Source organism: Aeromonas sp. NJAU223 (assembly GCF_051125555.1).
Classification (GTDB): Bacteria; Pseudomonadota; Gammaproteobacteria; order Enterobacterales; family Aeromonadaceae; genus Aeromonas; species Aeromonas veronii_G.
In genome coordinates this window covers 2,727,299-2,739,303 of record NZ_CP144204.1, presented here as the reverse complement: position 1 = coordinate 2,739,303, position 12,005 = coordinate 2,727,299, and the positions used below count along the sequence as shown (strand labels likewise).

Below are 12,005 nucleotides of genomic sequence, written 5' to 3'. Positions count from 1 at the left end.
TCGCCTGTCCTCTGTCGTTGGCGCCAGAAGGACGTTAAGATAGGCCAGATCAACGTTGTGAGGATGATATGGGTCCATTCAATTGGGTCGACATCGATGGCATTCGCTATAGCTGGGATGGGCAGGACAACATCGTCTGCTCCGGCCGCTTTGGCTATCAGGCATCGATGACGGGTGACAGGCTCAATGGCCTGGAGCTGGAGACGGAAGACGGTGAGGTGGCAGGGTCCCTCAACGTGGATTTCGCCGCGTCCAGCATCAGCTTCAGCCCGGTGGAGAGTGCCCCCATGCCTCACATGGTGGTGCTGGTCGGTCATGAGTGGGGGCAACAGGAGTATGCCCTCTCGAGCTTGAGTGACAATGCCCTGCACGGCTTGCTCGGCCAGGAGGATGAACTCGACTGGCATTCGCTGGCGGTAGTGACGGCTTCCGAGCCCATGTCTCCGCCGCAAGGTCACGTTCTGTCGTGGGACGCCTTCCACTTCGAAGAAGATGAACTGCTCGGTGCACCGGCATCCGTGGCCGCGGTGAGCCCGCATGGTTCCCTGAATGGCGAGATCAGCATCAATATCGACATGACCAATCAGGTGTTGGAGCAGCTCCCTCCCTTGCACGATATTTGAATCTCATTCGGCGATGGGCATAATGACCTCAATCCAACCGATTGAGGTTTTTTTTCTATGTGGCGTCCCCTTCTTACCCTGTCTGCCCTGGTTGTCAGTGCCCCCCTGTTTGCCATTGAAGTGCCCCAGGCACCGCATCTGGTGGTCAGCGGTTATGCCGAGCAGAAGGCCGAGCCCGACATGCTGACCCTCAATGTCGCCGTGACCGCACTGGAGAAGCAGGGCATCAAGGCCAAGCAGCAGGTGGATACCAAGGTGGCCGCCTTCTTTGGCCAGCTGGAGAGCCTCGGCATCAAGCGCAGCGACGTGGAGGCCGGCAACCTGGTGATCTCCCCCGAGTATCAATATCCCCAGAACAAGCAGCCGGAGATGGTGGGTTATCGTGCCCAGCGCCAGCTCTCGGTCAAACTCTATCAGCTCGACAAGCTGAGCCAGCTGATGGACACCGCGCTCAAGGCCGGTCTGGAATCCGTCTCCCAGATTGAATACGGTCTCAAGTCCCCGCAGATAATCAAGGAGCAGGCCCGCCTTGGCGCCGTGGCCGATGCCACCAGCAAGGCGGAATCCTTGGCAAAAGCCTTTGGCATGAAGCTGGGCAAGGTCTACAGTGTCGAGTACCGCAACAGCTCGCCGGTGCCGGTGTACAGCCGGGCCATGAAGGCCGCCGCTGCGCCGTCCGCCGACATGGTGGAGAACAGCTACCAACAGCAACAGATCAGCATCACGGACAACGTGGAAGCCGTCTTCCTGCTGGAGTGATGACCCAGCCTGAATGCCTGTTTATACCAAGCCCGAGGCTCATCCCTCGGGCTTGTTGTTTCAGGTGGGCCATGTCAGCGGATAAACACTCAGGCGGGGGGGGAGGGGGTGATGCGGTACTCGTTGTTATCTGATGCCGAGTCCGCAAATCTGGGGATCAGCCCCGCTTGTGCCAGCGCAGGGCATCGATGACGAGTTCAAACGCCACGGGAAGGTGTTTACGGCTGGGATAATAGAGGTAATAGCCCGGAAATAGCGGGCACCAGTCGGTCAGCAGCGAAACCAGCTCGCCGGATGCCACCTCCTTTGCGACCAGATCGCTTGGGACATAGGCAATGCCACAACCCTCCCGGGCCGCCTGGATCATCAAGAAGGTATTGTTGAACACCGTCTGTCCCGCCACCTGCACGCAAAGAGGGTGATTATCCTGCTCAAACTCCCACCCATAGAGGGAACCCCGGGTCGGCAGCCGCAGGTTGATACAGTTATGTGCCATGAGGTCCCGGGGGGCGATGATGGGATCCTTGCCGAAGAGATAGGCAGGGGTTGCCACCACCGCCATCCGGATATCCGGTGTCATGCGCACGGCAATCATGTCCTTGTCGACCTGATCCCCCATCCGTACCCCCGCATCGAACTGCCTGGCCGCGATATCCGTCAGCTCGTAATCCATGCTGAACTCCACCCGGATATCCGGGTGCTCTCTCAACAGGGGCTGCAGACGGGGCAACAGCACGGTCGAGATGGCGTGATCGTTGGCGGTGATGCGTACCGAGCCGGCGGGTTTGTCACTGGCGGCGCGCAAGGCGGCCAGTTCGGATTCTATTTCGTCCAGCCGGGGGGCCAGCACGCTCATCAGACGGTGACCCGCGTCGGTCGGGGAGACGCTGCGCGTCGTGCGGGTCAGCAAGCGTACGCCGAGGCGATCCTCGAGGGAGAGCAAGGTATGGCTGAGGGCCGAGCGGGAGACGCCAAGCAGGGTGGCCGCCCGGGTGAAGCTGCGCTCTCTCGCCACCGTCACGAAAGCCTGGAGATCGCCGAGTTTCTCTTTGGTCATGATTGGTGAGTTATCTGCACAGGTGTGTGTTGATTTGCCCATATTATCATCCAATCTGCCTTTCTCTACACTGCCGTTGTTGGGATGGCTGCAGCGCGCCGCCCAGCGTTGAACCCTGTCTGGAGGTGAGATGATGAGCAATCCCTTGAGTGAGCAACAACAGGCGATGATCCCCATCGCGGCATTCACCGCAAAGGGGGACATGGTTGCGCTCGGCACGGCGCTACACCATGGGCTGGATGTAGGCATGACCATCAACGGCATCAAGGAAATCCTGGTGCAGCTCTATGCCTATGCCGGATTTCCCCGGAGTCTGAACGCGCTCTCGGCATTCATGACTGTCCTGGCGCAGCGCCAGCAACGAGGCCTGACCGACGAGGTGGGCAGGGAAGCCAGCTCCAATCCCGAACCGTGGGACGCTCTGGTGGAAGGGACCCGCAACCAGACTCGACTGGTGGGTCAGCCCGTGACGGGGGCGCTGTTCGCGTTTGCCCCGGCCATTGACGGCTTTCTCAAGTCCCATCTCTTCGGGGATATCTTCCAGCGAGATGTGCTCGACTGGCAGACCCGGGAGCTGGCAACCATAGGGGCGCTCGCCGCCATGGCGGGGGTCAACAACCAGCTGAAGAGCCATCTTGCGATGAGTCTGAACACTGGGTGGACCGTGGCACAGCTGCGGGGATACGTGAGTACCCTGAAGGCAAGCTGCGGGGATGAGATGGGTCGCAATGCCGAGGCGGTGCTCAATGAGCTGCTGGCGAGTCAGCAGACGGGAGACGCAGGGTCTGGCGAGGAAAAACGATGAACACTGAATTTGACGGGAACGGGCTCTTCCCCAAAGGAGCCAGGAACGAGGCCTATGCCCAGTACTTCACCGGTACCAGTTATCTGGCGATGCTCTCCACCCAGGGCGTCACCATCGGCAACGTGGTGTTTGAGCCGGGCTGTCGCAACCACTGGCATGTTCACCACCAAGGCGGGCAGATCCTGATCGTGACCGGCGGGCGAGGGTGGTACCAGGAGTGGGGCCAGGCTCCCCGTGCACTGGCGGCGGGGGATGTGGTCCATATCGCGGCGGGTGCCAAGCACTGGCACGGGGCCAGCGCCGACAGCTGGTTTGCACACCTGGCCATCGAAGTGCCGGCCGAAGGGGCGAGCAACGAGTGGCTGGAACCTGTCTCCGATGCGGCGTACCAGGGGCTGTCCCGATGAAGTGGCGGGGCGCCACAGATGAAAAAAATGCCGGTCATCGACCGGCATTTTTCATGGGGAGGGGGGAGCTCAACCGAGGTTGGCGGCCACTCTGCGCTGGCTCTTCTGCTTGAGCAGGTAGCCGATACCGAGTAGCAGTACCCAGGCCGGGATCAGTTCGACCGAGATGCGGGTGCCGTCGTTCATGTACATGATCACCAGAATGGCGGCCATGAAGGCGAGGCAGAGATAGTTGCCAAACGGGCTCCACAGTGCCTTGAACTTGGGAGTGACCCCCTCGGCGGCCTTGACCTTGCGGAACTTCAGGTGCGCCAAGCTTATCATGGCCCAGTTGATGACCAGCGCCGAGACCACCAGGGACATCAGCAGGCCAAAGGCCTTGCCCGGGATCAGGTAGTTGATCAGCACGCACAGCAGGGTGGCGGCGGCGGAGATGGTGATGGCGGTCAGCGGCACCCCGCGCTTGTTGGTCTTGAGCAGCGTCTTGGGGGCGTTGCCTTGCTTGGCGAGGCCAAACAGCATGCGGCTGTTGCAGTAGACACAGCTGTTGTAGACGGACAGCGCGGCGGTCAGCACCACCAGGTTCAGCACGTTGGCCACCAGGTTGCTGTCCAGGGCGTGGAAGATCATCACGAACGGACTGCCACCTTCGACCACCTTGCCCCAGGGGTAGAGGGAGAGCAGCACGGTCAGGGCACCGATATAGAAGATGAGGATGCGGTAGATCACCTGGTTGGTGGCCTTGGGGATGCTCTTCTCGGGGTTGTCCGCTTCCGCCGCCGTGATACCGACCAGTTCAAGGCCGCCGAAGGAGAACATGATGAAGGCCATGGCCATCACCAGACCACCGACGCCGTGCGGGAAGAAACCGCCCTGGGCCCAGAGGTTGCTGACGGTGGCTTCGGGGCCACCGGCGCCGGAGAACAGCAGGTAGCCGCCAAACCCTATCATGCCGAGGATGGCCACGACCTTGATGATGGCGAACCAGAACTCCATCTCGCCGAACGCCTTGACGTTGGAGAGGTTGATGGCGTTGATCAGCACGAAGAAGAAGGCCGCCGACATCCAGGTCGGGATCTCGGGCCACCAGTACTGCACATAGATACCGACCGCGGTCAGCTCGGCCATGCTCACCAGCACATAGAGCACCCAGTAGTTCCAGCCGGAGGCGAACCCGGCGAAGTCACCCCAATACTTGTAGGCGAAGTGGCTGAAGGAGCCGGCGACCGGCTCTTCCACCACCATTTCGCCGAGCTGGCGCATGATGAGGAAGGCGATGAAGCCACCGATGGCGTAGCCCAGCAACACGGCGGGGCCCGCCATCTTGATGGTGTCGGCAATGCCGAGAAACAGGCCGGTACCGATGGCACCGCCCAATGCGATGAGCTGGATATGGCGGTTTTTCAGGCCGCGCTTGAGCTCTTCGCCGTCTTGCTGAAGATCCATTCTTCCTTCCTTAGGTCGCTGAGGTCACGCGGTTTTCATCGTGCCAGACGGCCCGCATCCTGTGGGCCGGATCAGCACGTCGTGCCGAAAACATGACAAAAACCGTATTAATTTCGTTACGGATTGCCGCCTTCGGTTTTTTGTAGCGGCTATCAACCCGAGCAGAATAATGATAAACGCCCGTTCATGCACCTGTTTTCCTTGGTTTCGGCTGCCAATTCCGGCTTTACGCAGGGTTTTTATGATCTGGAATGGGGTTTTTGAAGTGATTGATGGTTTAGTGAGCAGCTGGGTGTGGCGGTATTGACGGATTTTGATGTTTGTGCGCAATTGTCTCTTTTCTATGAAAGGGACTCATATGATAGAGAAAGTTGTCGGCGGGCTCGTCATGGTCGCACTCTGGTTCGGGATCTGGCTCTCCCCCATGTTGCTGACCCTGGCGGCGGCCTGCCTCATGGTATGGGGCTGGCAGGGGGCGGATTATCTGGTGGCCAACATTGCCATGGTACTGATGCTGGCCGCCGGGGCCGGGTTGCTCCCCGCCTGCTGGTTGAGTGAGCGGATACGCAAGGGGACGGGGCTGCTGACCCTCCACGGCTGGCTGATGAACAACAAGGAGCTCAACAAGCCGGGTGCTGATCCCCTGCCATAAGGGATTTTTTGACACGGCACAGTGCCGACCCGCCCTGTGGGCACAGTGTCTCTCTCATTTTTCTGTTCATTTATATTGCCACCCACATGGTGGTTGGCATTTTATTCTGCAATTGATCGATATGTCAGCACAGTTGGCGACGCAATCCAGTCGCCTCCAGGATCTTGGCGCTGATCTCCTCCACCGAGTGGGAGCTGGTATCGAGGAAGCGGATCGCCTCCTGGCGGAACAGCCGCTCCACGCTTGCCAGCTCCTGCTCGCACTGCTCAAGGGATGAATAGCGGCTGTTGGCCCGGCGCTGGTTGCGGATCTCGTGCAGCCGCTGGGGCGCTATGGTGAGGCCGAACAGCTTGTGGCGATTGGCCTTGAGGGGGGTGGGCAGATCGAGCGAGCCCATGTCCTGTTCGATGAAGGGGTAGTTGGCGGCGCGGATGCCAAACTGCAGCGCCAGATAGAGGCTGGTCGGCGTCTTGCCGCAGCGCGATACCCCGATGAGGATGATGTCTGCCTCGTCATACTCCCGGGTGGTGATGCCATCGTCGTTGGTGAGGGCGAAGTTCACCGCCTCGATGCGATCGTCATAGAGCTTGCGGTTTTCCATGCCATGGGTGCGGTGCAGCCTGGGCTCGGCCTTGATCCCGAGCTCCTGCTCCAGCGGACTCACGAAGGTGTTGAGAAAGTCGTGGCTGCTGGCCTGGGCCTTGAGTACTTCGTCGCGCACCTGCTGATCGACGATGGTGTGAAACAGGATGGGACGCACCCCGGTCTGGCGAAACTGCTCGTCGATGCGCATCCGCACCTGGCGGGCCTTCTCCTGGGTTTCCACGAAGGGAATGGTGACCTGCTCGAACGCCAGGGGAAACTGGCTCAGCACGGCATGACCGAACACTTCGGCGGTGATGGCGGTGCCGTCGGATACATAGAATACGGTGTGCACTGGGAACTCCTGTGAAGTGCGAGGGCAGGGGAGGATGATTTAAGTATCTCTCGAAACCATACCCGTTTTGTCAACCGGTCTGCCGTTGCCAAGTTGTGAACTCGCTTGCAAACCTGAGTCGTTACCTTTTTGTGTCGCCATTGTAGAATGTCTGTGTTAAACGACCATCCCCAAATCTTGCGTGGGGATTTTTTTGACAATAAGTAGAAAACGTTTTCATGGTCGTTGGCAACACACACATACAAAAACACATGATTTGGCACAGCAGGTGCTTGGCACCCTGGCCCACCAACCTGGAGACATGCAAATGCAACAGTACGTACTCTGGTACGAACAGCTCGGAATGCAGGATGTAGAGCGCGTTGGCGGCAAGAATGCGTCCCTTGGCGAGATGATCAGCAACCTCGCCGGCGCCGGCGTATCCGTGCCCGGCGGGTTTGCGACCACTGCCTTTGCGTTTAACGAGTTTCTGGAGTTAAGCGGTCTCAACGGCAAGATCCACGACTTGCTCGACAGCCTAGATGTGGATGACATCGCCGCCCTCAACAAGGCCGGTCAGCAGATCCGTGACTGGGTCGTGGAAGCGCCGTTCCAGCCCGCGCTGGAGCAGGCCGTGCGCGATGCCTACACCAAGCTGAGTGCCGGGCTCGAGGCTTCCTTTGCGGTGCGCTCTTCCGCCACCGCCGAGGACATGCCGGATGCCTCCTTCGCCGGCCAGCAGGAGACCTTCCTCAACGTGCGCGGCATCGACGCCGTCATGGTTGCCATCAAGCATGTGTTTGCCTCCCTGTTCAACGATCGCGCCATCTCCTACCGGGTGCATCAGGGGTACGATCACAAGGGGGTGGCGCTCTCGGCCGGGGTACAGCGCATGGTGCGCTCGGATCTCGCCGCCTCCGGCGTCATGTTCACCCTGGATACCGAATCCGGCTTCAATGACGTGGTCTTCATCACCGGTGCCCAGGGACTGGGCGAAATGGTGGTGCAGGGGGCCGTCAACCCGGATGAATTCTACGTCCACAAACCGACCCTGAAAGCCGGCCGCCCTGCGGTGGTGCGCAAGACGCTCGGTTCCAAGCTCATCAAGATGACCTACTCGGATGATGCCGGTCACGGCCGCCAGGTGAAGATCGTCGACACCCTGGATGCCGAGCGCAACCGCTTCTGCATCACCGATGAAGAGGTGATGGTGCTGGCCAAGCAGGCCCTCATCATCGAGCGACACTATGGCCGCCCGATGGACATCGAGTGGGCCAAAGACGGTCAGGACGGTCAGCTCTACATCGTCCAGGCCCGTCCAGAGACGGTGCGCAGCCGCCAGGAGGCGAACACGCTTGAGCGTTTTGCCCTCAAACAATCCGGCAAGGTGCTGATCGAAGGGCGCGCCATCGGCCACAAGATTGGCTCGGGCCCGGCGCGGGTCATCTCCTCCATCAGCCAGATGGATGAAGTACAGCCCGGTGATGTGCTGGTCACCGACATGACGGATCCGGACTGGGAACCCATCATGAAGCGGGCCTCCGCCATCGTCACCAACCGTGGTGGCCGCACCTGTCACGCCGCCATCATCGCCCGTGAACTGGGGATCCCGGCCGTGGTGGGTTGCGGCAACGCCACCGACCACATTGAGGATGGTCGCCTCATCACCGTCTCTTGCGCCGAAGGGGACACCGGCTTCATCTATGACGGCGAGCTCGACTTCGACGTGGCGGTGACCGAGGTGGGCAACATGCCGCGCCTGCCCATCAAGGTGATGATGAACGTCGGCAACCCGGACCGCGCCTTTGACTTCGCGCAGTTGCCCAACGCCGGTGTGGGTCTGGCTCGCCTCGAGTTCATCATCAACCGCATGATAGGGGTCCACCCCAAGGCGCTGCTGGAGTTTGACAAGCAGACTCCTGAGCTCAAGGCCACCATCAGCAAGATGATCGCGGGCTACGACAGCCCCCGGGAGTTCTACGTCGCCAAGCTGACCGAAGGCATCGCCACCCTGGCGGCCGCCTTCTGGCCGGAGCGGGTCATAGTGCGGATGTCGGACTTCAAGTCCAACGAGTACGCCAACCTGGTGGGGGGGCGAGGTTACGAGCCTCACGAGGAGAACCCGATGATCGGTTTCCGTGGCGCCTCCCGCTACATCGCCGACAGCTTCCGCCCCTGCTTCGCCCTGGAGTGCGAGGCGATGAAGCGGGTACGGGATGTGATGGGCCTGACCAACGTCGAGGTGATGATCCCCTTCGTGCGCACCGTCGGTGAAGCGGAGCAGGTGGTGGAGATCCTGGCGGAGAACGGTCTGCGCCGTGGCGAGCGGGGCCTCAAGGTCATCATGATGTGTGAACTGCCCTCCAATGCGCTGTTGGCGGACAAGTTCCTCGAGCACTTCGACGGCTTCTCCATCGGCTCAAACGACATGACCCAGTTGACCCTGGGTCTGGACCGGGATTCCGGCCTCATCGCCCACCTGTTCGATGAGCGCAACGAGGCGGTCAAGGCACTGTTGTCCATGGCCATCCAGGCTGCCCGCAAGGCCGGCAAGTATGTGGGGATCTGCGGCCAGGGCCCGTCCGATCACCCGGACTTCGCCGCCTGGCTGGTCGAACAGGGCATCGACTCTGTATCCCTCAACCCGGATACGGTCGTCGACACCTGGCTCTATCTGGCCGAGCAACACAAGGCCGGCTAAGCGCGCTCACGACGCTTCGAGAATGACAAGGCGCCCAATGGGCGCCTTTTTTATTGCGCTCTGAACGGTGAGTGGCTGCCCCAATACCCCGGAGCAGGGGTTCAAGGCTTGCGTTCCTTGTCTCTCTGTTTGCAGGACTGGTTGATAGGGGGATGGCATGGAGTGAAAAGAAGAGGAGAAAGGAAAAACAAGGGGGCCATGGGCCCCCTTGTTGTTTTGGCGTATTCCGGTGCGAGAACGCGCTTATTTAGGCTGCTGCTCGGGGCCACCCAGTTCGATCTGCACCTCGACACCCTCCTGCTTGAGCTGGCTGGCGATGGCGTTGAGATCGGCGCCCGGCTTGGCTGTCAGCAGGGCGATGCCGCCACTGCTCTGTTTGAAGTGCAGGCCATGGCGGCTCGCCAGGGATTTGGCTTGCGTATCGTCAGCCGCCACCAGCAGGGTGCCGCTCACCACCAGCTCGGGGCTGGCCACCCCGTGCAAGAGGATGTCGCCACTACGTAGCCCCGGTTGGGATGCCTTGCCATCCAGACTGCGGGCAACCCGTTTCTTGCTGCCGTTGTCCGGGGTGAAGTAGGTCTGACCATTGACTTCGATGGCGCGGTATTGCTTGCCATCTATGGTGACGGACTCGTCCGCCAGAACTGGCAGGGCGGTCAGCAAGCCTGCCAGGGTGAGGCCAAAGAGGATCTGTTTCATGCTATGACTCCTGTGCTGTTAGGTACGGGTCGGCTCGTGGCCGAGCACCCGCAAAGACCAGTCGATGAGCTGGCCCGGTTGGCTGTTGTTGCGTTCGGTCAGGGTGCTGCGCACCCTGGTGTCAGGATTGAACAGCGAGACCTGGCGCGTGCCATTGGCCACGTCGGTGACTTCCAGTCGCCATTCCCCTGCCGCAGTCTCCCCGTAGAATTTGTGGGAGAGCAGGCGCATGTCGCGCATCCCGGCGGTGCGTATCGTGCCGGTTTGCTGACGTTCGAGAGACTGGCCAACCAGGCTGTTGTAGGGGTTCAGCAGCACGCTGCGGGTCCCGGACGGGGAGACGAGTTCGATCAGCAGGTCGGGCAGACGTTGGTGATCCAGGCTGACCTTCACCTGTACTGCCTCCACGGTGAGGACTTGAGCCAGCTGGATGTTCGAGGTGGTCGGCGCGCTGCCCACATCCGGGATGGCGCCTGCGGCGCCACGCACCGTCACTTTCTGCCAGGGTGACTGGATCAGCGCCGGCAGAGGGTCATGGGTGGCGGCACTGACCAGTGCCTTGTTCACATCGATGAGGCCGAAGCCATAGGTCGGGCTGAACCAGAGACCGGCGGCGTTGCGCTCCCAGCCTTCCAGTCCGGTGACCTGGCGTAGCTGGCCGTTGGCGGTGGTGTAGTTGACGCGCACCGGCGCCTGGGCGGCTTCGATGCGGGTGGCATTTCTGGCCAGCAGATCCCGCAGATCGCGCACCGACAGATCCGGGTAAGCGGACATCAGCAACGCCATGGCGCCCGCCGTGTTGGGAGTGGCCGAGGAGGTACCGTTCATGGTGCCGTTGTAGTCGCAGCCGGCATCCAGCGCCGGGTTATTGTGCAAACGGTTGGTGGTCTGGCGATCCATCCGGTTGTAGCCCATGTCACAGCCAGGCAGATCCGTGGTCACCATGGCGGGGGCGTCGGTGCCGTATTCCCCACCGGGGGCGCTCAGGAAGACGTTGCTGCCGACGCTGGAGTAGGAGGATCGCACGCCATCGGCGTTGCTGGCGCTCACGACCAGGTTCCAGAAGTTGCTGTTGGAGGGATCCAGGTTGCTGTTTTCAAACGGCAGGGCGGGGTTGTTGCCGCTGCGATTGAACACATAGTCGCCGGAGGCAATCCGGTTGAAGCCGTTACCCGCTGCCTTGATGTAGGCAGCGCCTTCGGCTTTCTGGGTCATCTGCTCCATCAGGGTGTCGAGCTGACGACGATTGAGGTCATCGCTGCCACGGGGGGTGACGAGGCTCATGCCGTAGCTCTGGTTGAAGACCCGGTTGTCACGGCTGGCCTGACTGTCACCCAGGGCATAGAGCCAGTCTCGCTGCAACTGCCGGCTGGCGGGATCGAGCAGGTTGAAGCCCTGCAGTTGGGCCGCCGGTGCCACGCCCCGGCTGCCGATGGCGTTGTCCACCGCGGCGATGATGCCTGCTACCGAGGTGCCGTGGGCGGTGTTCGCCGTGGTGGGAGTGGGATCATTGCCGCCGGTCACCACGTTCTTGGAGCCGGGACGAATGTTGTCCGCCAGATCCGGGTGGGCGATGGCCAGGCCATCGTCCACCACAGCCACGTTGATCCCCTGGCCCAGCACGGCGGTGCGGTGGGCCCACCAGAGGTTGAGGTCATTGCCCGCCACGCCCCCCCGGGCGCTGAAGGAATCCTGACCGCTGTTGAGCAGGTGCCATTGCTGATCCTGCAAGGGGTTGATGCCGGGCAGGCAGCGCTCTGCGCTGCTGCGACCGGTGTCGAGTCCGGCTTCGTTGCCGCCAAGGGGCAGGCAGTGCTCGCTGGCTTGTACCGAGGCTATCGGCAGGGCCGAGAGCAGCCCTGTGATTGCCAATGCTAACGTTGTTTTTCTCATTGATAAACTCCATCTTAAGGGCGCACCGTCCGAGGTGCGCTGGCATC

11 protein-coding genes are annotated in these 12,005 nt (G+C 61.2%); 6 read left to right on the top strand and 5 right to left on the bottom strand.

Annotation, left to right across the window (positions count from 1 at the left end; genetic code table 11):
* Positions 1–68: 68 nt before the first annotated feature.
* Together VZC39_RS12490 and VZC39_RS12485 are read left to right on the top strand one after the other, a co-directional pair.
* On the top strand, positions 69–623 hold the full coding sequence (locus VZC39_RS12490) for a hypothetical protein (RefSeq protein ID WP_434662897.1): 555 nt from the start codon (positions 69–71) through the stop codon (positions 621–623).
* A gap of 57 nt (positions 624–680) precedes the next feature.
* A complete protein-coding gene (locus tag VZC39_RS12485) occupies positions 681–1,382 on the top strand; it encodes an SIMPL domain-containing protein (protein ID WP_349918328.1) in 702 nt (233 codons plus the stop codon).
* Positions 1,383–1,539: 157 nt separating this feature from the next.
* Here the strand turns inward: VZC39_RS12485 and VZC39_RS12480 are convergent, their stop codons facing one another.
* The gene (locus VZC39_RS12480) at positions 1,540–2,439 is read right to left on the bottom strand and encodes a LysR family transcriptional regulator (RefSeq protein ID WP_434662894.1); all 900 of its coding nucleotides are present in this window, start codon (positions 2,437–2,439) and stop codon (positions 1,540–1,542) included.
* Between the two features lie 130 nt (positions 2,440–2,569).
* Here VZC39_RS12480 and VZC39_RS12475 point away from each other — a divergent pair, with 130 nt between their 5' ends.
* Both VZC39_RS12475 and VZC39_RS12470 read left to right on the top strand, forming a co-directional pair.
* A complete protein-coding gene (locus VZC39_RS12475; protein ID WP_434662891.1) occupies positions 2,570–3,244 on the top strand; it encodes a carboxymuconolactone decarboxylase family protein in 675 nt (224 codons plus the stop codon).
* Entirely contained in the window at positions 3,241–3,651 is a 411-nt protein-coding gene (locus VZC39_RS12470) for a cupin domain-containing protein (RefSeq protein ID WP_349918325.1), read from the top strand. Before VZC39_RS12475 ends, VZC39_RS12470 begins: the two co-directional genes overlap by 4 nt.
* A 69-nt stretch (positions 3,652–3,720) precedes the next feature.
* Here the strand turns inward: VZC39_RS12470 and VZC39_RS12465 are convergent, their stop codons facing one another.
* Positions 3,721–5,097, bottom strand: a complete 1,377-nt coding sequence (locus VZC39_RS12465; RefSeq protein ID WP_434662888.1) for an amino acid permease — start codon at positions 5,095–5,097, stop codon at positions 3,721–3,723.
* A 358-nt stretch (positions 5,098–5,455) separates the two neighbouring features.
* Here VZC39_RS12465 and VZC39_RS12460 point away from each other — a divergent pair, with 358 nt between their 5' ends.
* A complete protein-coding gene (locus VZC39_RS12460) occupies positions 5,456–5,749 on the top strand; it encodes a hypothetical protein (RefSeq protein ID WP_434662886.1) in 294 nt (97 codons plus the stop codon).
* A gap of 124 nt (positions 5,750–5,873) precedes the next feature.
* On the opposite strand, the gene ppsR is transcribed toward VZC39_RS12460, so the two are convergent.
* Positions 5,874–6,686, bottom strand: coding sequence for a posphoenolpyruvate synthetase regulatory kinase/phosphorylase PpsR (gene ppsR, locus VZC39_RS12455; protein WP_349918321.1), 813 nt, complete (start codon positions 6,684–6,686; stop codon positions 5,874–5,876).
* Between the two features lie 307 nt (positions 6,687–6,993).
* On the opposite strand from ppsR, the gene ppsA reads away from it, so the two are divergent.
* Positions 6,994–9,366 carry a phosphoenolpyruvate synthase gene (ppsA, locus tag VZC39_RS12450; protein WP_434662885.1) on the top strand — a complete coding sequence of 791 codons (2,373 nt, stop codon included), beginning with the start codon at positions 6,994–6,996 and terminating at the stop codon, positions 9,364–9,366.
* A gap of 243 nt (positions 9,367–9,609) precedes the next feature.
* On the opposite strand, the gene VZC39_RS12445 is transcribed toward ppsA, so the two are convergent.
* The gene (locus VZC39_RS12445) at positions 9,610–10,065 is read right to left on the bottom strand and encodes a serine protease chaperone (protein WP_349918318.1); all 456 of its coding nucleotides are present in this window, start codon (positions 10,063–10,065) and stop codon (positions 9,610–9,612) included.
* Positions 10,066–10,083: 18 nt separating this feature from the next.
* The gene (asp, locus tag VZC39_RS12440) at positions 10,084–11,958 is read right to left on the bottom strand and encodes a serine protease Asp (protein ID WP_434662883.1); all 1,875 of its coding nucleotides are present in this window, start codon (positions 11,956–11,958) and stop codon (positions 10,084–10,086) included.
* Positions 11,959–12,005: the final 47 nt, after the last annotated feature.